Here is a 22,049-nt window from a genome sequence, read left to right on the forward strand (position 1 = left end):
GCCGCGCCCGGAACGCCCGACGCGACGCCGGTTCCCGGCACAGCCTCGCCGACGGTCTAGCAGCGGATCGAGGTTCTTTTGGCGACCCTCCTCCCCTTGGGGGTGGAAGACGTCACAAGCCGCGCGCCAGGGAACCTGCCGCCGCGCCCGCGCTTTCGACTTGCGACATGACGCAAGAAGGACAGCGACCATGAAGACCGCTTACATCGCGCTGGCCGCGGCCGGCGTCCTGGCCCTGGGCCTTTCGGCCTGCAGCCAGGGCCGTAAGGCCGAGGCCGACACGGGCACCGCCAAGGCGGTGGTTTCCACAGACGCCCCGCCGGCCGCCGTGCCCGACAGCCAGTTGCAGCAACAGGCCGTGCAGGCGGCGACCGCGGCCAGCACGCCGGTCGACGGCTCGGGCCCGGTGGCCACGACCACGGCCGCGTCGCCTTCGACGCCCGCGAAGCCGTAGCTCTAGTTGTAGTTGACGGTGACCGAGAGCGCGCCGGTGTAGGACTGCACCGGCGTCGCGGCGCTGAGGTCGAAGGCGCCGCCGAAACGCAGTTCCTGGCGCCCGCCCGCCGGAATCACGCCGAGCGCGCCATTGGCCGCCACCGGCGTGGAAACGGAGACCCGCGCCAGGCCCGGCTGGGCGAAGGTCAGGCTCTGGGTGGTGGAATAGGTGATGCCGGCGTCGCCGATCAGGCTGAACCTGGCCGAATTGACCGCGCCGCCGGCCGCGCGCGCCGCATCGCCCGTGCCGCTCACCGTCACATTGCTGGAGGCTGCGTCGAGGCTGACGGTGTTGAAGCCCGCGTTACCGGGCTTGGTGACAGCGCCGAAGTCGAGGCCCTGCGTCGCCTGCAGGGTGACCGGCGCCAGGACGATCACGCTGACCGAGGCCGTGGCCGTCACGGTCCCCGCGCAGGCTGCGCCGGCGGACAGACCGACGGCGATGGCCACTGAGGCCGCTAGAACTACATTCTGCAGTTTCATAACGCGAAAGATAACTCGGGAGTCTTTAGAACCAGTTTCGGCAAGTAATGTGCGATGTGTTAGATTTTGATACAGCGCCTATTGACAGTATTTATCAGTCGTTAAGGTCGATATTTATTGTAAACGTCACCTTGACAGGCATGGTTAAGCTTGAGTTTCACGCCTGTCCCACATTGAGACCCGAGAACCCTCCAGGCCGCGTCGGGTTCCACGCGGTGTGGCCGCCTGCGCGCGGACGTGCTGTGGTGGCCCGCGGCAAGCTGGCGGATGACGGGCGGCGATGAAGACCTATCGGATCGCGGTGATCGGCCTGGGCCAGCGGATCGCCCACGTGCTGGGCGCCATGGCGGAGGTCGGCTGGCGCCTTGAGATCGCCGGCCAGACCGACCCGGCGCCGGTCGGCGCGCCGATCCTGGAAGGGTTCGGCATCGCCCAGGGCCGGGACTTCGCAACGCCCCAGGCGCTGCTGGCCGCCGGCCCTTACGACCTGGTGATGGTCGGCTCGCCCAACCACCTTCATTTCGAGCACCTCAACCTGGCGCTGGACGCCGGCTGGCCGGTGTTCGCGGAGAAGCCCATCGTGCGCACCCAGGCCGAGAGCCTGGCGCTGGCCGCGCGCCTGGCCGCCGGCAGGACGCCTTCGCTGTTCCTCGGCCTGGTGATGCGCTCGATGCCGATCGTGCGCGAGGTGGTCGGGAGGATCGACGCGGGTGATCTGGGGGAGATCATTTCGGTCGACGCCACCGAGCACCTGCCCCCTGAGCATGGCGGCTATCTGGCGCGCAACTGGCGGCGCAAGCAGGCGTGGGGCGGCTCCTACCTGCTCGACAAGGTGTGCCACGACTTCGATATCTTCGGCCGCATCGCCGGCGCGCGTCCAGCCAAGGTGGCGAGCTTCGGCGGGCGGCGGATCTTCACCGTCGAGCGCTCGGAGAGCGCGCCGCGCAATTGGGATACCGGCGAGGCGGCCTACGCCTTCGACCCCGGCTGGCAGGGGGCGAACGACGCCTTCCAGTCCGACATGGACGTCACCGACCACCAGACGGCGATGATCGAGTACGAGAACCAGGTGCGGCTGTCGTTCCACGCCAACAGCCACGTGGGGCTCACCGAGCGCCGCTGGTACGTGGCCGGGACGGAGGGAACGCTGATCGCCGACCTGGTGCGGAACCGCCTGATGGTGCGCCGCGCGCTCAGCCGCGCCAGGCCCGAGCGGATCGACTTCGGCGAGCGCACCGCCGACGCCCACAACGGCGCCGACCAGGCCATGGCCCGCGACCTGCTGGCGAGCCTGGAGGACGGCGCCGCCTTCCCGGTGACGCCCTTCGACAGCCTGGAGGCCGGCCTGACGGTGATGGCCATCGACGAGGCCATGGAGTCCGGCGAGGTGCTGGACTGCCGGCCGATGTGGGCCCGCTATGACGCGGCGATGAGCAGCGCCTCGCCCAGCAGGTCCTGAAGCGCCGGGGTCTTCGGATAGGGCTCGTGGCGGTACTGGCGGAAACCCTCGGCCACGGGGCGGCCGAAGTCGCGACCGCGGCGGCGCGACCAAGCCTCCATCGAGCCCAGGTGATCGGCGATGCCGTGCTGGCGGGCGACCCACTGGGCCTGGCTGACGTGGGCCGAGAGCATCTGCTGTTTCAGGGCGAATCCCGCTTCGATGTCCGCGCCGAAGTCGGCGACGACCTTGCGCCCCTCCCGGTCGCGTCCGCCGATCGGGTCCATGAAGTAGAGGTGCGGGATCGCCTCCAGCGCCTTGGCGGGGCCGGTCCGGTAGTTGGGCACGGAAGCGGCGAAGCAGGCGTCACGTGCGAGCTGGCTCGCGGCCTCATGGTCGGGGTGGTAATCGGCCGGCGAGGCGGCGATGACGATGTCGGCTGCGGCCCAGCGGATCAGCTCGGTCACCGCGCGCCGCGACGGGTCGTCGTTGAAGACCCCCAGGTCCGGCAGGTCGGCGCAGCGGTACCGGGCGCCGATCAGGGCGGCGGCCGCGGCGGCCTCGGCCTTGCGGATCCGCCCCGTGGCTGCCAGGTCGGTCTCGGCCGAGCCGCACTCGCCCGCCGTCAGGGTGGCGATGCGGACCGCGTGGCCCCGGGCCGCCAGGACCGCCAGCGTGCCCGCGGCCAGGTGCTCGATGTCGTCGGGGTGGGCGTGGACCGCCAGGATGGTCGCCATGGCCCCTGGATTAGGCCAGGGGCCGAGCGAGCGCCACCGTCGGTCTTAGTTGTAGTTGACCGTGAGTGTCAGGGTGCCGGTGTAGGCCTGGGCGGTGGTGGCCGAGCTCATGTCGAACTGGCCGCCCAGCTCCAGGTCCTGGGTGCCGGCCGCGGCGATGGTGCCGACGGTGCCCGTGGTGGTCGCCGGCGCGGTGACCGAGATGTTGGTCAGGCCGGCCTGGGCGAAGGTCAGGCTCTGGGTGGTGGTGTAGGTCGTCGCGGCCGGCACGACCAGGTTGAACCTGGCGGCGCTGGTGGTGCTGTTGACCAGGCCGCCGTTGCCGGCGCCGGCGATGCTGATGCGGCCCAGGGTGTCGACCGCCACCGTGTTGGTTCCGGTGGACGGACGCACGACCGTGCCGAAGGCCAGGTCCTGGGTCTTGGTCAGGGTGTCGGGCGACATCACCGTCACGCTGGCGTTGGCGGTGGCGGAGACCGTGCCCGAGGCGAAGGCGCTGGTGGCCAGGGCGGAGAGCGCGAGCGCGGCGCCGGCCGTGACGACGGTATTGCGGATATTCATGGCAGTCCTCAACTCGATGCGTCGCCTTAACCAAATCAAGGCGAAAGTTAAAATCGATGAGCGAGCTGAAGCGCCAGTCTCAAATTGACACACACAGTCACGCTTTCGGTTCAACACCGGCAAGTCGCGGACCGCGTTAAGATTTATCGGCGATTATTTGGCGGATATGGCGTAATTGTGCGCAAATGCCGCGCCTCGAAATCTTAATGATCGAGGTTAATACTTTTTCTGTCCCCAGCGTCGTGGGGCAATTCACCCTCGGCGCGCAAAGACATGAGAATGCCGCCCCGGGCGGCGGCGACCGGGCTGGCGATGCGTCAAACGGGGACGGCGCGCCGGATCGGGACTCAGCGGCCGAGGCGCCAGCCCATCTCCTTGATCAGCATCTCGTAGAATTCGGGCGTGTAGGCGGCTTCGGGATCGGCGCGGACCGCGGCGTCCATCTTCCGGGCGTCCTCGCCCACCAGGATCCGCCAGCGGTCGGCCTTCACGCCGTCGAGGATCACCGTGGCCGCGGCCGCGGCGGTCATCGGCGCGTCCTCCAGGAATCGACGGGCCTGCTCGTCGACCATGGCCTGCAGGGCCGCGTCCCGCAGCTGGCTGACGTCCATGCCCATCCGCGCGATGCGGGCCCGGGCGCGCTCCAGGTCTTCACCGCTCAGCGCATCCTCGTCGCGGCCGGTCATCACCTTGCGCGAATTGGCGACGATCGAGGTGCCGATGTGGCCGGGCATGACCACCGAGACGCGGATGTTGGGCGCGGTCAGCGCCAGGTCGGTGATCAGCGCCTCGGAGAAGCCCTTCACCGCGAACTTGGCCGCCGCATAGGCCGTGTGGCTGACGTTGGGGCCGAGGCTCGCCCAGAATCCGTTGACGCTGGAGGTGTTGACGATGTGCGCCTCGTCGGCCGCCTGCAGCATGGGCAAGAACGTGCGCACCCCCAGATAGACGCCGCCCCAGCAGACGTTGAAGGTCCGCTCCCACTCCTCGCGCGCGTCGGCGATCATCGAGCCGCCGCCGCCGATGCCGGCGTTGTTGAAGAGCAGGTGCAGCCGGTCGCTGTCGTGCTGCACCGCCGCCTCGTCGCGGAAGGCGACCAGCTGGGCCTCATCGGACACGTCGGCCACATTGGCGGTGACCTTGGCGCCCTGCGGCACGCCGTCGGCTTCGCAGAGCGCGACAGTCTGGGCCATGGACCTGGCCGAGACGTCGCACATGGCCACGCTGCAGCCTTCGGCGATCAGCTGGCGGACCAGCTCGCGCCCCATGCCCGTGCCGCCGCCGGTGACCACGGCGAACTTGCCGGCCAGATCCTTCATGCGTCGATCCTCCCAGATCTTTCGCCCGCGTTGGCCGCGGCTGGACGCCAGTTAGGCCGCCCGCGCCGGCGGCGTCCACCGTCACCGAGGGGAACAGGCGTCAGACCGCGGGGGTTCTAGCCAGTCCGGCAGGAGGAACGGCGACGATGGCGGAACGACACCCCCGCAGGTGGTCCCAGAAGGTGGCCGAGACCAGCGACGCGCTGGACCTTGAACCGAAGGTCTTCGCCCAGCGGAGCCCGAAGAAGATCGCCGACGCCCTCAAGCGGTCGGCCGAACGCAGCCGGCGCCGCAAGGGATCGGCCTTCCAGTCGGCCATGTCGATGCTGACTTTCTACCTCAACCGCGCGGGCCGGAACCTGCCCGCCGCACGCAAGCGCACGCTCGAAGAGGCCAAGGACGAACTGCGGAAGGACTTCCGCCGTCCGCCCCCAACCTGACCTGACCTGACCTGACCTGACCCGACGCCACGCTCAAGGAGACCACGATGAAGCTCTATTTCGCCCCCGGCGCCTGCAGCCTCGCCGACCATATCGCTTTGCACGAGGCAGGCCTCGACTTCGACCGGGTCAAGGTCGACCTGAGGGCGAAGAAGACCGAGGACGGCCGCGACTATTTGAAGATCAACCCCAAGGGCTACGTCCCGGCCGTGGAATTCGACGACGGCGAGGTGCTCACCGAGAATGTCGCCATCCTGAGCATGGTCGCCGACAAGGCGCCGCAGCTTACGCCCCAGGGCCAGTTCGGCCATTTCCGCCTGCTGGAGATGCTGGCGTTCATCTCCACCGAGATCCACAAGAGCTTCAAACCGTTCTTCAGTCCGGATGCTACGGGGGCCGAGAAGACGGCCGCTGGCGAGGTTCTCGCCAGGCGGTTCGGCTATCTCGCGGAACGGCTCAAGGGCGACTATCTGTTCGGAGCCCAGTTCACCGTGGCCGACGCCTATCTCTTCGTCATGTGCCTGTGGGCGCAGAAGAACGGCCTCAGCCTGCCGGAGCCCCTGCTCGCCTTCGTGGCCCGGATGAAGGCGCGCCCCGCCGTGCGCCTGGCGCTGGAGCACGAGGGGCTGGCCGAACCTGCGGCTTCCTAACGGGCCCGTTCAGCCTGCGTTCAGCTTAAAAATCATAGGCTTATCTTATGAACACTTCGGCGTCTCAGCCGTTAAGCACTCACAAGGAGGCCAAGATGAACAAGATTCTGACGGCCGCGATCGCGGCGATTACTCTGGGCGGCGCGGTGAGCGCTACGGCGACTGCGGCTGACGCCCGTCCCTATGGCGGCCACGGCAACTACGGCGGCCACTACGGCCGCGGCTATGGCGGCGCGGCCCTCGCCGGCGTGGCGGGCCTGGCCATCGGCGCGGCCATCGCGGGCCCGCACTATTACGGCGGCCCCTACTACGGCCCGGCCTACTACGGCCCCGGCTACTACGGGACCTGCTACACGACCCGTTGGGCGTGGGATCCCTATGCGGGCCGCCGCGTCCCGGTCCAGCAGCCCTACGCCTGCTAAGGCCTGAGGCGGGAGGGCTGAGCGATCAGCCCTCGACCGCAAAGGTGAGGCCGGCGTTCGCTTCAAGCCGGTCCACCAGCTTCGACCCCATCAGCGCGCCCGGCGTCCAGACACCGCCGGGCGCATCTTTTGTGTCCCGCACCAGGCAGATCGCGGCCTCGGCCAGCATCTTCGAGGTCGAGCCATACCCGGGGTCGCGGTCGCCCTTCACCGAGACCTTCACCTTGCGGCCGTCGTCGGCGATGGCGATGAAGACGATGTCGTAGAACCCCGCCTCCCGCTCGGCCTTGGAAGGCCCCTCCCCCGGCTTGGGCGCGTCGGGGCCCATGCCGGTGAACTCGGTGGGCGCCCCCGGGATCAGCACCGACATCTCGTCATATTTGAACTCCGCGCCCCAGCGATGGCCCAGGAGCGCGTTCGAGCGGTGGACATTCTTGGTGTTGATCATCGCCATCATGAAGGGGCCGACATCGGCGCCGACGTCCGGATCGTGCTCGACGATGCTTCCCGCGGGCTGCTCCGGCCCCTGGAAACCGGGCGTGAGCGCGAAGGGGTTCATCATCAGCATGCCGATCGAAGGGTCCTGCTGGATCGCGGCCATGGTCGCCACCCCGCTGGCCGCCGTGCCGCCGGAGAGCCCGCCCTGGATCGCGCGGATGCGGCCCTTCACGCGCGGGACATAGGTCCCGAGCTTGGCTTTGGCGGTCTCCTCGGCGAACCAGACACCGAGTTCGAAGGGGATGGAGTCGAAGCCGCAGGAATGGACGATCCGCGCGCCGGACGCCTTGGCCGCCGCGTCGTGCTCGGCGATGATCCTTGCCATCCAGTTGGGCTCGCCCGTCAGGTCCAGGCAATCGGTCCCGGCCGCCACGCAAGCCGCCACCAGCTTGTCGCCGTAGAGTTGATATGGCCCGACCGTGGTGATGATCGCCTTGGCGCGGCGGACCATGGCGTCGAGGCTCGCCGGGTCGTCGGCGTCGGCGACCACCAGCGGCGTCTCGGCCGGCAGGGCCAGTTCGTCGCGGACCGCCTCCAGCTTGGCGCGGCTGCGCCCGGCCATGGCCCAGCTGACGTCGCCGCCGACGCCATAGCGCTGCCCCAGATATTCGGCGACCAGCCTGCCGGTGTAGCCGGTAGCCCCGTAGACGATCACGTCGAACTCGGCGTTGGGGTTCATGGCAAGGTTCCTTTGCGAAGGCGCGGACCATGCCTATAATTTACGGCGTATACAATCGCGGCGCGCAGGGAATGGGTGAAGAAATCCGCCGCGAAGCGGTTGCCTCGCGCCGCCCTGGGTCACGATCGGCGGCAACACGGGCCGGGCAGGCTCGCGAGGGGACGATTGTCGGGCTTTGGCGATTGACCTGACGGAGAACCTACCGTGGGGTGGCGCAGCGCTGAGCGAGCCCGGGGAGGCCGCGCGAAAGGAAGGGCGTTGATGCCTACAAGCTCGGAGAGCACCGCCCGACAGGCGTTGGCGCAGGCCTACCGCGAGGTGGTCAGCCTGGGCCTCACCGAGCTGTCGTCCGGGAACCTGAGCCTGCGGTTCGGAGAGGGCATGCTGATCTCGCCCACCGGGGCGAGCGGCGACGACATCTCCGAAGACAGCCTCGTCTACGTGGGCCCCGACGACAGCTGGGATTCCGGTCAGCATCCGTCGAGCGAGTGGCAGCTCCACGCCCGCATCTACCGCGGAAATCCAAAGACACAGGCGGTGGTCCACACCCATTCGGACTACTGCGTCGCCGTGGCCTGCCACTGCAAGCCGCTCCCGGGCTTCCACTACATGGTGGGCGCATTCGGCGGCGATGACGTGCCGTGTGTGCCCTACGCCACCTTCGGCAGCGAAACGCTGGCCAACGATGTCGCCGAAGCCCTGAAGACCCGCAGCGCCTGCCTGATGAGCAACCACGGCGCGACGGCGCGCGGCCGCAGCCTGTCCGACGCCGTGAAGCTGGCGCACCGGCTGGAAATTTCCTGCCGCCACTATGTCCTCGCCCGCGCCCTGGGCGAGCCGCGGCAGCTGACGGCGGAGGAATGGGCCGACTTCCATCGCCGGGTGGGCAACACCGGCTATGGCCGTCCGGCGTGAAGAGTTCGAGGCCCCGATGAACACCGGACTGCTGGCCATCGGCCTGACCACCCTGGACATCAACGCCTATCCCATCGACGGGCTGACGCACACGGAGCGGGCGATCCTGATCCAGGGCCTCGCCTGTGCGCCCGCCGGCACGGCGGCTGGCGCGGCTCTGGTCGCCGCCAAGCTAGGCGCCAAGGTCAGGCTGGTCGGCGCCGTGGGCGACGACATGAATGGCCTGTTCGTCCGCACCGGCCTGGAGTCGTTGGGCGTCGACACGAGCTTGCTGGCGACCCGGGTCGGGGAACGGACGTCGTCCACCCTGCTCGCGGTGGAGAGCAACGGGCGTCGGTCCAGCTTCCATTGCCCGGGGACCGGCGGCGCGCCGCCGGTCGACGCGACGGTGACTGCGGCCGCGCGCGGCAGCCGGTTCGTCCACTACGCGGCCATCGGAGGCTCCACGACCGACGGCGGGCCTGGCGCCCAGCTGCTGCGCGAGGCCAAGGCGGGCGGCGCCCTGGTCACCTGCGACCTGATCGGCCCGCGGCGCAGCGCCATCGACGAGATCGCCAAGATCCTGCCGCACGTCGACTATTTCATGCCCAGCGCCGCGGAGGCCTTCTTCCTGAGCGGATCGGACGACCTGTCCACCGCGGCTCAGCGGTTCATCGAACTCGGCGCCAAGGCCTGTGTGATCAAGAATGGCCGCCAGGGGGCGTTCGTCCTGCTCGGAGGGCAGGCGCATGTGGTCCCGGCGTTCGCGGTCACTCCCGTCGACACCACCAGCTGCGGCGACAGCTTCTGCGCCGGCTTTATCGCCGCCCTGGATCGCGGCTGGGCGCCGCTGGAGGCCTGCCGTTTCGCGGGCATGACCGCTGGCCTTGTGGCGGAGGGCGTGGGCACACTCGGCGCGCTGCAGGATTTCAAGGCGACGGTCGCGGCGATGGACCGTTACGAGCTGGCGATCGAGCCCGCCTGAGCGACCAGTCAACGGCCGCTTCCCGCCCATCGCTGAAATTAGAGGCGCGGCCGTCGTGGCGATCGTTTGCGAGCCCTGGCGCGGCCGCGCCTTCTCGCGTGAAACGTAACGGGAACATGCTATAGGGCGAGGATGGCCGATAGCGCGGGCCTGCCCGCCGATCTCCTGCCGCCGCGGTTCGCCGACTGGTTCGCCAGCCGGGGCTGGAGCCCGCGCGCGCACCAGTTGGCGATGATCGAGCGGGCGCGCGCGGGCCGCGACTCCCTGCTGATCGCACCCACCGGCGGCGGCAAGACGCTGGCCGGATTCCTGCCGACCTTGATCGACCTGGCGAGCCAGCCGCCGTCCAACGGGCCGACCAGCCTGCACACCCTCTACATCTCGCCCTTGAAAGCGCTGGCCGTGGATGTGGAGCGCAACCTCAATGCGCCGATCGCACAGATGGGTCTGCGGATCACGGCGGAAAGCCGCACCGGCGACACCGGGATTTCGCGCCGCCAGCGCCAGCGGGTGAAGCCCCCGGAGATCCTGCTGACCACGCCGGAGCAGCTGGCCCTGCTCTGCGCCTGGGAGGGCGCCCGGCTATATTTCGAGAACCTGGAGTGCGTGATCCTCGACGAGATCCACACCTTGCACGCCTCGAAACGCGGCGACCTGCTGGCGCTGGACCTGGCCCGCATCTCCCAGTTCGCGCCGAGGATGCGCCGCGTGGGCCTCTCGGCCACGGTCGACGATCCGGAGGTGATCAAGGCCTGGATGGCCGACCACGCCAAAGGCGGCAATGACACCATCGACCTGGTGCGCGGGCCGCCCGGCGCGGAGCCAGTGGTCGAGGTGCTGCTCTCCGAAGGCAAGGTGCCGTGGGCCGGCCACACCGCCCAGCACGCCATGCAGGAGGTCTATGACGTCATCGCCAAGTCGAGGACGGCGCTGGTCTTCGTCAACACCCGCTTCCAGGCCGAATTCGCCTTCCAGGAGCTCTGGCGGCTGAACGAAGACGCCCTGCCCATCGCGCTCCACCACGGCAGCCTGGCCGCCGAGCAGCGGCGCAAGGTCGAGGCGGCCATGGCGCGCGGCGAACTTCGCGCCGTGGTCTGCACCTCCACGCTCGATCTCGGCATCGACTGGGGCGACGTGGACCTGGTGATCCAGCTCGCCTCGCCGAAAGGCGCCTCGCGGATGGTGCAGCGGATCGGCCGCGCCAACCACCGGCTGGACGAACCGTCCCGCGCCCTTTTCGTCCCCGCCAACCGGTTCGAGATGCTGGAGTGCCAGGCCGCCCGCGAGGCCATCGCCGAGAACAAGCTGGACGGCGATCCGCCGCGCCTCGGCGCCCTGGACGTGCTGGCCCAGCACGTCATGGGCTGCGCCTGCTCCGAGCCGTTCGATATGCTGAGGCTCTATGACGAGGTCACCTCGTCGGGGCCCTATCGCGCCCTGCCCTGGGAGGACTTCGAACAGGTCGTCGATTTCGTCTCCACCGGCGGCTATGCGCTGAAGACCTACGACCGCTTCCGCCGGATCGTGAAGGGCCAGGACGGCCTGTGGCGCGTGCGCAACCTGGAGACCGCCCAGCGCCACCGGCTGAACGTCGGCGCCATTGTCTCGCCCGCCATGCTCGCGGTCCGCATCGCCATGCGAGGTGGCCGCGGCGGGCGCAAGATCGGCGAGATCGAGGAGGGCATGGTCGAGATGCTGGAGCCCGGCGAGACCTTCGTCTTCGCCGGCCAGGTCTGGCGGCTGGTGGCGGTGACCAACCTCGACGTGCTGGTCCAGCCCGCGCCCGGCGCCGATCCCAAGATGCCCTCCTGGGGCGGCTCGAAGTTCGCGCTCTCCACCTATCTCGCCAAGCGGGTGCGCCAGCTGATGTACGACCAGGCGCACTGGAGCGTGCTGCCCGCCGACGTGCGGGAATGGCTGGAAGCTCAGCGCGACCGGTCGCTCATTCCAGAAGAAGACGAGATGCTGCTGGAGACCTTCGCCCGCGGCCACCGGCAGTTCATGGTCTGCTACCCGTTCGAGGGGCGCCTGGCGCACACCACGCTGGCCATGCTGCTGACGCGGCGGCTAGAGCGGATGGGCCGGGGGCCCCTGGGCTTCGTCTGCAACGACTATGCGCTCGCGGTCTGGGCCATCAAGCCGCTGGAGGCAGTGGACTTCGCTGAACTGTTCGACGAGGACATGCTGGGCGACGACCTGGAAGCCTGGCTCGCCGAGAGCTTCATGATGAAGCGCGCCTTCAAGGGCTGCGCGATCATCGCCGGCCTGATCGAGCGGCGCTTCCCAGGACAAACCCAGAAGTCGGGGCGCCAGATCACTTTCTCCACTGACCTGATCTACGACACCTTGCGAAGGCACCAGCCGGACCACCTGCTGCTGCGCTGCGCGCGCGACGATGCGGCGACGGGTCTCGTGGACGTGGCGCGGCTGGGGCAGATGCTGGCGCGCATCAAGGGACGCATCCGCCATTCGCCGCTCGAGCACCTGTCGCCGTTCTCGGTGCCGATCCTGCTGGAGATCGGCAAGGAGCGCAGCCCGGGCCATTCTGGCGAGACCATGATCCTGCGCGAAGCCGAGGAAGACCTGATCGCCGAGGCCCTGCAATGAACGCCCTGGCCGAACGGGCTTTCGCCTATGACTACGCCGTGGCGGAGTGCGGCTCGCTGCGGGTGACCATCGGAGCGGCTCAGGCGATGCTGCGGGCCTCCGGCGCCCTGTGGCTCGCGGCCGAGCGCGCCCTGGTGGTCGCCGACCTGCACCTGGAAAAGGGCAGTTCCTACGCGTCCCGTGGCCAGATGCTACCGCCCTACGACACCCGCGAGACCCTGCGGCGGCTGGCGGCGGAAGTGACGGCGCTGACGCCCGCGATCATCGTCCTGCTGGGCGATACCTTCCATGACCGCAGCTCCGAGGACCGGTTGGCCGCCGATGACGCCCAGCGCCTGCGGGACCTGGCGCGCGGCCGGACGCTCATCTGGGTGGTCGGCAATCACGACGCGGACGGGCCTCGCGCGCTGCCCGGCGAGGTCGCCGACGAACTCAGCCTCTGCGGCCTGATCCTGCGCCATGAGCCGCAGGCCGGCCTGCAGCCCAGAGAGGTCGCGGGCCATCTGCACCCCGCCGCACGGGTCAGGGCGACACGCGGCAGCGTGCGCCGCCGCTGCTTCATCACCGACGCCGAGCGGTTGATCCTGCCGGCCTTCGGGGCCTATGCCGGCGGGCTGAACGTGCGCGACGCAGCCTTCGCCGGCCTCTTCGCCCGGTCGCCCTTGGCCGGGGCCCTTGGCCGCGACCGGGTGCATGCGGTGGGCTGGCGGTCGTTGGGACCGGACTAACGACGACCTCAGACGTGGCCGGTCTTCAGCGCCTGGTCGAGGCAGACGGCCAGCGAGATGCAGGCCCCGGCGGTGAGCGCCGTCGACAGCCGCGGATAGCGGGCGGGCACGTCCGGGGCCTGGTGGTCGAAGAGCCACTGGACCAGGAAGGCGCCGATGCAGCCGCCGATGATCCAGCCGTCGGGGATGCGGTGGCGCGAGAACAGGATCACCCAGGCGACCACCGGCGAAAGCACTGAGATCAGGAGGCGTTCGGGCCTCGGCTTCGGCCGCCCGCTCTCCAGTCCCCAGCGCACGCCGCCCAGGAAGGCCAGCACGCAGCCCGACCAGTTGAGGATCACCGTCAGGGCCGGGCGCGCCACGTCGGCCGGACCCCAGCCATAGGCGACGGCAGCCAAGGGGAATGGGGCGAGCGAACAGAGCGCGATGATCCACAGCGCCGGCGGGATGGCGTCGTAAGGAGCTGAAGCGTGCGGCTCGTCCGTCGCCATTCAGTCTCTCCGAAACGCCGAAGACGCCGCCCAGCCGGCCGCGAGTGCGAAGGCCATGGCCGCCAGACCGTAGGACCATGGCCTGCGATGGGCCCAAAGGTAAAGGCCGCGCTCGACGCCCACTTTCTCGACGGTCAGGGTCCGGTCCTTCTCCGCGACCGGCTGGCCGCCCTGGAACAGCAGGATGCGCACCTGGTACTGGCCGATGGGCGCCTCGGCGGGCAGCGGGATCTCGGCGCGGAACAGGCCCCTGTCGACGAAGCGCACCCCATGCTCGTCGACATCGTAGAGATGCTCGGCGGTCTTCAGGCGTACGACGGCGTTGCGCCAGTCGAGGTAGTCGGCGCCCAGGCTGGAGACCACCACGTCGCGGACCCCGTAGCGCGTCTCGGTCCGCAGTTCGGCCGGGGCGTGCATCGCCAGGTGGTCGACTCCGGCCTCCAGGCGGCGCAGCACGGCGAAGTGGGCGATGTCGTCCAGCGGTCGGGTGGAAGCGGCGATGTAGAACCCGGGGGCGCCCTGGAACACCACCGGGCGGCTGTTGATCCATAGGCCGGCGACGCGGCTCTTCCGGGCGATGCGCACCGGCTGATCTGGGCCGCGCACGATCACCACCACGTCGCTCGGCCGCTGGGCGGGATCGAAGACCGCGCCGTAGAGCACGATCTGGTCGCCGCGGAAGTCGGAGTTGACCCGCACGTTGGTCTCGGTGAGCGCGGCGGAGACCGCGGCGCTTCCCGGGACGGGCGGCGGCAAAGCAGCCTGCATCAGCCGTTCCCCGACATCAGCACAAAGGGCTCGTGCGGGGTGAAGAAGAGGCCCAGGCCCATGCGCAGGCCCACCAGCAGCACGATCAGCGCCAGCAGCGCGCGAAGCTCCTCGGCCCGGAAGCGCGACGAGGCCCGCGCGCCCAGCTGTGCGCCCAGCACGCCGCCGACCAGCAGCAGCGCAGCCAGCAGGATGTCGACCGTCTGGTTGCGCCCGGCCTGCAGGACGCCGGTGAGCGCTGTGGTGATGATGATCTGGAAGAGGCTGGTGCCGACCACGACGTTGGCCGGCATCCGCAGGATGTAGATCATGGCCGGCACCAGGATGAAGCCGCCGCCGACGCCCATGATCGCCGACAGCACCCCCACGAAGGCGCCCAGCAGTATCGGCGGGATGACGCTGATGTAGAGCCGCGAGCGCGGGAAGCGCAGCTTGAGCGGCAGGCCGTAGAGCCAGGGTGGCCGCCGGTCCCGATGCGGCGGCGCGGGCGCGTTGCGGCGCCGGCGCAGGATCGCGCCCACCGACTCCCAGAACATCAGCCCGCCGATGATCCCTAGGAAGATCAGGTAGGAGAGCGCCACCACCAGGTCGGCCTGGCCCAGCAGGCGCAGCCAGCGGAACAGCTCCACGCCGGCCACCGAGCCCACCGCTCCTCCGGCGGCCAGCACCCCGCCCATGCGGAAGTCGACGGCGCGCTTCCTGCCGTAGGACAGCACGCTCGACATGGAGGAGGCGGCCACGTGGTTCGACATGCTGGCCACGGCCACCGCCGGCGGGATGCCGAGGAACACCAGGACCGGCGTCATCAGGAAGCCGCCGCCGATGCCGAACAGGCCGGAGATGAAGCCCACCAGCGCCCCGAGCGCCACCAGCAGCGGGGCGTTCACGGACACCTCGGCGATGGGCAGGTAGAGGTCCAAACGTCGCCTCTTCAGCCGAGGGCAGCCGCCTGGCGGATCAACGCGAGAAGACGGAAAGCCGGGAAACGGTGGCGGGATCGAGCGCGCCGGTGGCCGCGAGGCCCTGGTCGCGCTGGTAGGCGCTCACGGCCAGCTTCAAGTCGCGCGAATTGGCGCCGTCGGGCTTGCCCTTGTAGTAGCCCAGCCGGCCGAGGATGGTCTGGGCGGCGACCACCGAGGGGCCGCTGGCGGAGTTGGCCGCTGTCGGCGCGAGGCCGGCCGGCTCGAACGCGCTGGCCTGGGCTTCCGCCTGGGCTAACTGGGGGGACGGCAGCTTGCCTTCCAGGTCGAGCGCGCTGGTGCGGGCCTGGCTGTCGCCGGAGTTGGCGGCGATGCTGAACCACTTGTAGGCCTGGGCCAGGTCGCGCGGCACGCCGGACCCGGACTGGTAGAGCAGGCCGAGATTGTACTGAGAATCCACCACCCCGTGCTGGGCGGCCTTGGTGAACCACTGGGCCGCCGCGGCGGTGTCCTGCGGCCCGCCCTCGCCACGGAAGTAGTAGAGCGCCAGGTTGTGCATCGCCGTCGGATCGCCGGCCTCGGCGGCCCGCAGGGTCCAGCGACGGGCCTCGGCCAGGTTCTGGGTCACGCCCGCCTGGCCGGTCTCGTAGAGCCGCGCCAGGAACATCTGGGACGGCGCGTGACCGCCGTCCGCCAGTCCCTTCAGCTTGGCCAGCGCCCCCGGCTGCCTCTGCTCCACGGCCGCGGCGACCTTGACGTAGTCGGCGCCGGCGGCGTCGGCCGGCGCCGCAGCGGCGGTGGCTGGCGCGGGGGCATGCGGCGCGACCGGCAGGACCTGCGCATCGCCGGCTGTGACCAGCGGCGGCGCGGGATCGGGGGTCAGCGCGACGGCGGCGCGAGGCGTGCCTATGAACGGCAGGGCGTCGTGCGCGGCATGGCCGGCCGTGGGGCCCTCCATCAGCACCACGCCGGCCGCCCCGACGCTCAGGAAAGCCGCGCCGCCGGCCACCATCAAGGCGGTTTGCCAGGTGGACGCGGGCCGCGCCTTCAGCGCTCCGAGCAACCCGCCGGCGCGCATCGGCCGGCGCCGGTCGGCGCGCAGCAGCTTGGGCCGCGGCGCGGCCGCGGCGGCGCGCGCGGTGGCGCGGGCCTGTTCGATCACCTCGCGCGTGGAAAGCTGCGGCGCGGCGGACTCCACGGCCGGCTCGTCGAATTCGATGGACCCCAGGATCGGCCCAGGCTCCCGCTCGGGCAGCGCCTCGGCCTCGCCTTCCGCGCCGGCCTCGGCGTCAGCCGCCTGCTCGGCGATGGGGGCGAAGCCGTCCACGGATGCGAAGGCGTCGACGTGGGCGAAATCCTCCTCGCTGAACGCCGGATTGCTGGGATCGAGCGCCGGCTGGGAGACCGGCTCGGCGCGCGAGAAGAGTTCGGCCCCGAACACCGCCGGCGCGGCCGGCAGGTCGCTCGCGGCTTCGTCCGGACGCGCTGCGGCGGTCTGAAGCTCCACGGGCGTCGCCGACATGGGCGGGGCTTCGGCGAGCCGCGACCCCGCGCTTTCCAGCAATCGGGCGGTGCGTTCCTCGCTCTGCCGGATGCGTTCGGCCAGATCGCTGGCGGCGCGCTCGTGACGCTGCTCGATGCGTTCAGTGACCTTGGCCACCTGCTCGCCGACGTCGTCGATGGCCTGGGCCGCGCGGCGTTCGGACTGGATGATGCGGTCGGTGAGCCGCTCGGTGATCTTGCCGATCTCCGCGCCCAGCCGTTCCAGCGCCTCGGCATGCAGTTGGTCGGTGCGGCCCAGCCGGTTTTCCACGGCGCCGGCGATGCGGGCGATCTCGCCGCCGACCTGCTCGATGGCCTCAGCGCTGCGCTGCTCTGCGCTCTGCACCCGGCGATTGAGCGTCTCGGCCATGGTCAGGACCTCGCGGCCCATCGTCTCGATGGCGTGGGCGGAGCGGGCCTCGGCGGCGGCCATCTGCTCGGCCATCTCGCCCAGCCGGGCCTCGACCTGCCCGGTCCCCGCGGCCGCCAGCCGTTCGGCGATCTCCGTGCGGGCGTCCTCAACCCGGCGGGTAAGATCGTCCGCCAGCGAGACCAGACGATGGTCCATGTCGCCGCGCACGCTGCCGTCGGCGGCGTACATCCGCTGATCCAGCTGCACCAGGCTGTCGCGCAGCGCGTCGAGGGCCTCGCCGGTGCGCCCCTCGGCGTCGGCCAGCCGCTGCGCCAGGCGCGAGACGGCTTCCTCGATGACCACGGCAGGGTCGGCGCCTTCCGGCGCGGCGGCCAGCCTGGCTTCCAGATCCGAGAGGGTCGCCCGCGTGGTCTCATCGGCCGCGGCGACCTGGCCTACGACGCGGCTGACCTGCTCTTCCAACAGCTTGATCGCCTCCGCGGACCGCGGGCCGCTGAGCTCGGTCTCTACGCGGCGCATGCGCTCCGAAGCGCGCGCCTGCTCGGCCGCCAGCTGCTCGGCGGCGGCGTCGAAGCGGGTGGCGACCGCCAGGTGTTCGCGCTCGGCGGTCTCGATGCGCGCCATGGCGTGGCGCACGGAATGCTCGACGCCGGAGATGGCCAGGCCGGTGCGGGTCTCGGACGCCTCGATGCGGTCGGTCAGACGATCGAGGGCGAACGCGATGCGCCCCAATTCGTCAGGCCTGGCATTGAAGGTCGGGGACGACATGAACGGCTTCGGCGCCTCGATCGCGGCCCGAACCGGCCGCGGCATGAAATGCTCTTCGGAGGTGACGTCCTCCGGCATGTCATCTTCTAGGATAACTCGGTTAAGCCATTCCCCCAGAGTCATTCCCGAACGGCGGGCAAGCTCCTTGGCGACCTCGCGGGCCTTGGGATCGATCCCCTTGACGCTCCAGGGCGCCGCCGCCGTCATCGAATCGCCCTCCAGGACACGGTCACGCTAACACCTTGAATTGGGGTGTAAACGAAAGCCTAACGCAAGATGTAGTGGTTGAGGCCTTTGATCTGTGGATGGAATTTCCGCGAGCGCGCCTCCGGCTTCCGTTTCGCGGGCGGGACTGCGATACGGCGTCGCACATGGATATGCCGCTCACCCTGGGCCTCTCCGCAGGCTTTTTCGCGCTCGCCGCCTTCGCTGCCTGGCGCGGCGCAAAGCCGTTCGACCCCCGCCGCGGACCGCGGTTGGCGCCCTGGCGTTTCATCATGCTGCTCGCCGCGGCGGTGCTGATTTTCCTGCTGGGCCACGCCGTCCGCATGCTGACCGCGGGCGGCGCGAACACCTAGTCCCCGCGCCCAGCGCCGGCCCACCTTACCGCGATTTCACTGGACCCCGGCCCGTGCCCGCCCGACCCTGCGCGCCGCAATGAATGAGCTGGGTCTCCCGACGATGCGCACAATGTCCATGGCGGCGCTGACCGTCTCCGCCCTGGCGCTCTGCGCCTGCACGCCGAGCGTCAACTACAACGGCTTCACCTCCGCCTCGGCCGGCCGCGAGCCGCTCAAGACCCTCACGGCCCTCGACTGCCCGACCCAAGAGGGCGCTCTGACCCGCACGGCCCAGGCGCCCGACGGCCAGTCCTGCGACTACGCCGGCCGGAACGGCGACACCGTACGGCTGAAGCTCGTGGCGCTGCAGGGCCGCTCGGCGGTGGACGCCATGGCGCCGACCAAGGCCGAACTGCATGACCTGATGCCGCTGCGCAATCGGGCGATTCCAGAGGTCGCGGTCGAGGACGGCCCCGACCGCACCAGCGTCGACCTGCCCTTCTTCCATGTGCGCGCGGCCGGCGACCGAGCCGACGTGAAGATCTTCGGCGTCAACATCCACAGCGATGGCGACAACGCCGACGTCATCGCCCATCACGGGCCGACCCACACGGTCGTCCACGCCGGTCCCGAAGGGGCCGAGGTCATCGCCGAGGACGTCGGCAACACCAACGCCTCGATGGTCTATGTGCTGGCCAGCGACCGCCGCACGAGCGCCGGCTATCACGCGGTCGGCTATGTGGCGAAGGGCCCGGCCGCCGGCCCGCTGGTGGTCGGCGAGTTCCGCACGACGCGCCGGCATGAAAGCGAGCACATCGACGGGGACTATCACGGCTACCAAGGCGACCATGGCGACATCGACCGCCTGATCGACCGCAACGTGAAGGGCTGAGCCGGGCGCGGCCCATCTCGTCCAAACGCGACAGATTTCCGGCCGCTAGGCCGACGCCGGCTCGAGCTGACGCGGCGCCGTCGCGGGAGACTGGGAAAGACGGGCGAAGCGCGCCAGGTCCGCTGCTGCGTCGCGGCTGATCTCCGGACACGCGATCGAGAAAATCTCCGTGCCATGGATCGTGCCCATCGCCTGCCGGCATCGCGCTGGGACGCCGGCCCGCAGCAGGAGGCGGTAGAAGTTCACGCCCTCGTCTCGCAAGGGGTCGCACTCGTTGACGCTGATGACCGTAGGCGGAAGGCCCTTGACGTCAGCCTCGGTGGCGAAGCTGGGCCACGCCAAGGGATCACGCCGCTCCAGGGCCTCGATGCCGTAGGCCATGGCGCCGCGGTTGTTGTGCAGCTCCAGGAGGATCCCGTTGTTCTCGACCGATGACGGACTGTCCGGGTGGGGCCAAGCGCCCGCAATGTAAGGGCAGAAGGCGTAGAGCCCTTGGATCAGGCCGATGTCGCCATCGCGCAGCAGTTTCAGTCCTGTCGCCAGGGTCAGGTTTCCGCCGCCGCTTTCGCCCGCGACGACGATGCGGCCCGGATCGATATTGAGCGTGGCTGCGTTCGCGGCCACCCACTTCACCCCCGAGACACAGTCGTTGAGTCCCGCCGGGAAGGGCGCAACCTCCGGGGCCGAGGACGGGCGAAGGGCGTTGCGGAAGTCCACCATGACGACGGCCACGCCCTGCGCGGCGATGATCCGGCCCCAAGCCTGGTACATGCCGTTGAAGGCCGACATGGACTGCATGCCGCCGCCGTGGAGATAGACCACACAGGGGAGCCTGTCGGCGCTGTCGGGGCGGATGATCGCAACCTGGATCGTGTTGCCGTCCGGCGAAGAGGCGAAGCTGTCGCGGCGGATCGACAGGCCGCTCAAGGGGGAGTTGGCCTCGCTGTCGCACGCGTCGAACAGACCGCTCATCGCCGCCTCGGCCGCCAGCGCCTGCGGGGTGTTCGCCTCGGCGATCAACGCCTCTCGGTTCGCAACGTCACCCAGCGGCGGCGAATCCGGCCACCCGCCAAACACGGCCTTGAGACGAGGGTCGATGCGAGGATCGGAGGCAAGCTTCGACGTCATGGCGGCAGACTCCAAGCGAGCCGGCAGGTTGCCATGGGTCAGAGGCTTGGGCCAGCGCTACGCGGTCGGGGAGTCAGCGGAGCTTGGATGGCGTCCGGGCCGTTCGGCCTATGGGCGATTGATGGACGCCGGCTGCGGACCCGCAGCTGAGCATTAAAAGGTCGGCCCGTGAGTTGCACGTTCATGACTGGATGCTGGCCCTCTTCGGAGGGCAGTAAAAAGGCCAGATCGCTGAACTCGGCGAAACCCCAAGCGAGGCCGAGCTGAAGGCGATGCGCACAAGAATTCCAAATTGGACTGGGCCGATAAATGCTCACCTGCGAGCCGTTCAGGACCGCCGATCCCTTCAGAATGATGTGCAGGAGTTCGGTCGCGAGGTGTTTGTCCAACCAGACTGAGGTTCGCAATGTCCGTGTTTGGCCGGCGAACTCAAGACCGCTTCGACCTGCAGCGGGCTTCAGTCTTGCAAAGTGACCCTATGTCGCCTTTCTGGGGTGCGGGCGAGTCCTACGAAGCGCGGGCTCGTCGCCGCACCGCCTACACCCGGACGCTGGCGATCGATCCGGTGACATAGGCAGGCTGGGACGGGGCAGTCGGCGCCGTAGGCGCCGTTGGCGCGCTCGCGCCCACCAGGGCGCGGGCCGCGCCGGATAGCTCGATGCGGTCGACCGGGGCGGAGACCTTGCCCATGGCAGCCATCTGGCCGCGCCAGTCGCCGAGGCCGGCGAAGGGCGTCACCCCGGCTCGGTTGGGGGCGTTGATGCTGGCGAACAGCGCCTTCTGGTCGGTCCCCGAGAGACCGTCGAAATGCTGCAGGGACGCCGCCCCCAGCGCCTGGGCGTGCGGAACACCGGCCGCGCTGGCCCGCTGGATGGCGCCCATCATGGCGTCGGCGTAACCCGTCCGCTGGGTCTCCACGTTCTGGGCCGTCGGAGAATTGGCGATCAGGTTCTGCAGGGTGGCGCCCGCCTTGCCGACACCCGCGTACTGGCCCGTGATGCTGAGCCGCTGAGCGCTCGTGTAGGCGTCGAGCTTGTCGGCGTCGGAGATATTGCCGGAGGTGTCGAGCACCGTCGACGCCAGCCCCTGCAGGGTGGCGAGCGGGCTCGTCGAACCCGGTGCGATCTGGCTTGGCGATACCGCCTGAACAGGCGCTAGGAGCGACGGCGCCGCTAATGAAATTTCCATCTGGCCGCAACCCTAGGCGGCCGCGGATTAAGATTGTTGCGGCCTGCGACGCCGCGCCTTAGGTCAAGGCGCGCCGGGACCGGGCAATGGCCAGCGCTGGCCACGCAGGCGAAGGCCAGCAGGGCTGCCCGTTCGAACCAGATGTTGCCGCTGCCGGGCGCTGGTCGCGGCCTGAACATCCGCGCTGACATCGACGCGCCGCCGGCGATCAGATTGGCGGTGTTGTCGTTTCCGAAAAGGATGGGTCACACCCGTCCTTTAGGTCCGGTTTCTCCCCGAAGTGGCCTTCCTCTGGGTCCGCTTCCGGGCATAGCCCCTAACCGCCTTCGCCCCATTGCAGCCGTTTGGAAAGTCCGATCTGCCGCCGCAGCCCGAACGGCGGCTGTCCGGTGCGATGCCGAGGACCAGGGGTCCTGGCCAAAGGCGAAAAGCGCCGCCTAGCTATCGCTAAACGACGCCTCGCACGCAATGCCGGAGCCCCGG

General features: G+C 69.6%; 22 protein-coding genes. 11 read left to right on the top strand and 11 right to left on the bottom strand.

Annotated features, from left to right (window positions below; all coding sequences use genetic code 11):
* The first annotated feature begins 190 nt into the window (after positions 1-190).
* Positions 191-454 carry a hypothetical protein gene (locus tag E8A12_RS16120; protein WP_293370635.1) on the top strand — a complete coding sequence of 88 codons (264 nt, stop codon included), beginning with the start codon at positions 191-193 and terminating at the stop codon, positions 452-454.
* A gap of 2 nt (positions 455-456) precedes the next feature.
* Here the strand turns inward: E8A12_RS16120 and E8A12_RS16125 are convergent, their stop codons facing one another.
* On the bottom strand, positions 457-945 hold the full coding sequence (locus E8A12_RS16125; protein ID WP_293370637.1) for a DUF4402 domain-containing protein: 489 nt from the start codon (positions 943-945) through the stop codon (positions 457-459).
* Positions 946-1,258: 313 nt separating this feature from the next.
* Here E8A12_RS16125 and E8A12_RS16130 point away from each other — a divergent pair, with 313 nt between their 5' ends.
* Complete coding sequence (locus E8A12_RS16130) at positions 1,259-2,437, top strand: Gfo/Idh/MocA family oxidoreductase (protein ID WP_293370639.1); 1,179 nt, start codon at positions 1,259-1,261, stop codon at positions 2,435-2,437.
* On the opposite strand, the gene E8A12_RS16135 is transcribed toward E8A12_RS16130, so the two are convergent.
* The 3 genes from E8A12_RS16135 to E8A12_RS16145 form a co-directional block, all read right to left on the bottom strand.
* The gene (locus tag E8A12_RS16135) at positions 2,395-3,153 is read right to left on the bottom strand and encodes a PIG-L family deacetylase (protein ID WP_293370641.1); all 759 of its coding nucleotides are present in this window, start codon (positions 3,151-3,153) and stop codon (positions 2,395-2,397) included. The two genes, E8A12_RS16130 and E8A12_RS16135, sit on opposite strands and share 43 nt — an antisense overlap.
* 45 nt (positions 3,154-3,198) lie before the next feature.
* Positions 3,199-3,714, bottom strand: coding sequence for a DUF4402 domain-containing protein (locus tag E8A12_RS16140; protein ID WP_293370643.1), 516 nt, complete (start codon positions 3,712-3,714; stop codon positions 3,199-3,201).
* Between the two features lie 347 nt (positions 3,715-4,061).
* Entirely contained in the window at positions 4,062-5,033 is a 972-nt protein-coding gene (locus E8A12_RS16145) for an SDR family NAD(P)-dependent oxidoreductase (RefSeq protein ID WP_293370645.1), read from the bottom strand.
* A 146-nt stretch (positions 5,034-5,179) separates the two neighbouring features.
* Between E8A12_RS16145 and E8A12_RS16150 the strand changes: the two genes are divergently transcribed.
* The 3 genes from E8A12_RS16150 to E8A12_RS16160 all read left to right on the top strand — a co-directional run bounded on the left by E8A12_RS16150 (position 5,180) and on the right by E8A12_RS16160 (position 6,545).
* On the top strand, positions 5,180-5,473 hold the full coding sequence (locus E8A12_RS16150) for a DUF3175 domain-containing protein (RefSeq protein WP_293370647.1): 294 nt from the start codon (positions 5,180-5,182) through the stop codon (positions 5,471-5,473).
* 47 nt (positions 5,474-5,520) lie between these two features.
* On the top strand, positions 5,521-6,123 hold the full coding sequence (gene gstA, locus E8A12_RS16155; RefSeq protein WP_293370649.1) for a glutathione transferase GstA: 603 nt from the start codon (positions 5,521-5,523) through the stop codon (positions 6,121-6,123).
* Between the two features lie 95 nt (positions 6,124-6,218).
* Positions 6,219-6,545 (top strand): hypothetical protein, encoded by a 327-nt coding sequence (locus E8A12_RS16160; protein ID WP_293370651.1) that lies wholly within the window; start codon positions 6,219-6,221, stop codon positions 6,543-6,545.
* 25 nt (positions 6,546-6,570) lie between these two features.
* Here the strand turns inward: E8A12_RS16160 and E8A12_RS16165 are convergent, their stop codons facing one another.
* Positions 6,571-7,722: a saccharopine dehydrogenase NADP-binding domain-containing protein gene (locus tag E8A12_RS16165; RefSeq protein ID WP_293370653.1), complete on the bottom strand. Its 1,152-nt coding sequence runs from the start codon at positions 7,720-7,722 to the stop codon at positions 6,571-6,573.
* A gap of 261 nt (positions 7,723-7,983) precedes the next feature.
* Here E8A12_RS16165 and E8A12_RS16170 point away from each other — a divergent pair, with 261 nt between their 5' ends.
* From E8A12_RS16170 to pdeM, 4 genes are all read left to right on the top strand, one after another.
* Positions 7,984-8,637, top strand: coding sequence for a class II aldolase/adducin family protein (locus E8A12_RS16170; RefSeq protein ID WP_293370655.1), 654 nt, complete (start codon positions 7,984-7,986; stop codon positions 8,635-8,637).
* Positions 8,621-9,601 carry a PfkB family carbohydrate kinase gene (locus E8A12_RS16175; RefSeq protein ID WP_293370657.1) on the top strand — a complete coding sequence of 327 codons (981 nt, stop codon included), beginning with the start codon at positions 8,621-8,623 and terminating at the stop codon, positions 9,599-9,601. Before E8A12_RS16170 ends, E8A12_RS16175 begins: the two co-directional genes overlap by 17 nt.
* 132 nt (positions 9,602-9,733) lie before the next feature.
* Positions 9,734-12,208, top strand: coding sequence for a ligase-associated DNA damage response DEXH box helicase (locus E8A12_RS16180; protein ID WP_293370659.1), 2,475 nt, complete (start codon positions 9,734-9,736; stop codon positions 12,206-12,208).
* On the top strand, positions 12,205-12,936 hold the full coding sequence (gene pdeM, locus E8A12_RS16185) for a ligase-associated DNA damage response endonuclease PdeM (RefSeq protein ID WP_293370661.1): 732 nt from the start codon (positions 12,205-12,207) through the stop codon (positions 12,934-12,936). Before E8A12_RS16180 ends, pdeM begins: the two co-directional genes overlap by 4 nt.
* Positions 12,937-12,944: 8 nt before the next feature.
* On the opposite strand, the gene E8A12_RS16190 is transcribed toward pdeM, so the two are convergent.
* The 4 genes from E8A12_RS16190 to E8A12_RS16205 are packed head-to-tail and all read right to left on the bottom strand — an operon-like array spanning position 12,945 to position 17,876.
* Positions 12,945-13,427: a DUF3429 domain-containing protein gene (locus E8A12_RS16190; protein ID WP_293370663.1), complete on the bottom strand. Its 483-nt coding sequence runs from the start codon at positions 13,425-13,427 to the stop codon at positions 12,945-12,947.
* Positions 13,428-14,195, bottom strand: coding sequence for a TIGR02186 family protein (locus E8A12_RS16195; RefSeq protein ID WP_293370665.1), 768 nt, complete (start codon positions 14,193-14,195; stop codon positions 13,428-13,430).
* A complete protein-coding gene (locus tag E8A12_RS16200) occupies positions 14,195-15,115 on the bottom strand; it encodes a sulfite exporter TauE/SafE family protein (protein ID WP_293370667.1) in 921 nt (306 codons plus the stop codon). Before E8A12_RS16200 ends, E8A12_RS16195 begins: the two co-directional genes overlap by 1 nt.
* Before the next feature lie 37 nt (positions 15,116-15,152).
* Positions 15,153-17,876 carry a peptidoglycan-binding protein gene (locus E8A12_RS16205; RefSeq protein WP_293370669.1) on the bottom strand — a complete coding sequence of 908 codons (2,724 nt, stop codon included), beginning with the start codon at positions 17,874-17,876 and terminating at the stop codon, positions 15,153-15,155.
* Positions 17,877-18,169: 293 nt separating this feature from the next.
* Here E8A12_RS16205 and E8A12_RS16210 point away from each other — a divergent pair, with 293 nt between their 5' ends.
* Both E8A12_RS16210 and E8A12_RS16215 read left to right on the top strand, forming a co-directional pair.
* Complete coding sequence (locus tag E8A12_RS16210) at positions 18,170-18,376, top strand: hypothetical protein (RefSeq protein WP_293370670.1); 207 nt, start codon at positions 18,170-18,172, stop codon at positions 18,374-18,376.
* A 103-nt stretch (positions 18,377-18,479) separates the two neighbouring features.
* Positions 18,480-19,250 (top strand): hypothetical protein, encoded by a 771-nt coding sequence (locus E8A12_RS16215; protein ID WP_293370672.1) that lies wholly within the window; start codon positions 18,480-18,482, stop codon positions 19,248-19,250.
* Between the two features lie 45 nt (positions 19,251-19,295).
* Here the strand turns inward: E8A12_RS16215 and E8A12_RS16220 are convergent, their stop codons facing one another.
* Positions 19,296-20,378 (bottom strand): alpha/beta hydrolase fold domain-containing protein, encoded by a 1,083-nt coding sequence (locus tag E8A12_RS16220; RefSeq protein WP_293370674.1) that lies wholly within the window; start codon positions 20,376-20,378, stop codon positions 19,296-19,298.
* A gap of 537 nt (positions 20,379-20,915) precedes the next feature.
* Positions 20,916-21,566: a hypothetical protein gene (locus E8A12_RS16225; protein WP_293370676.1), complete on the bottom strand. Its 651-nt coding sequence runs from the start codon at positions 21,564-21,566 to the stop codon at positions 20,916-20,918.
* Positions 21,567-22,049 lie beyond the last annotated feature (483 nt).

This window comes from Phenylobacterium sp. (assembly GCF_004799395.1).
GTDB lineage: Bacteria > Pseudomonadota > Alphaproteobacteria > Caulobacterales > Caulobacteraceae > Phenylobacterium.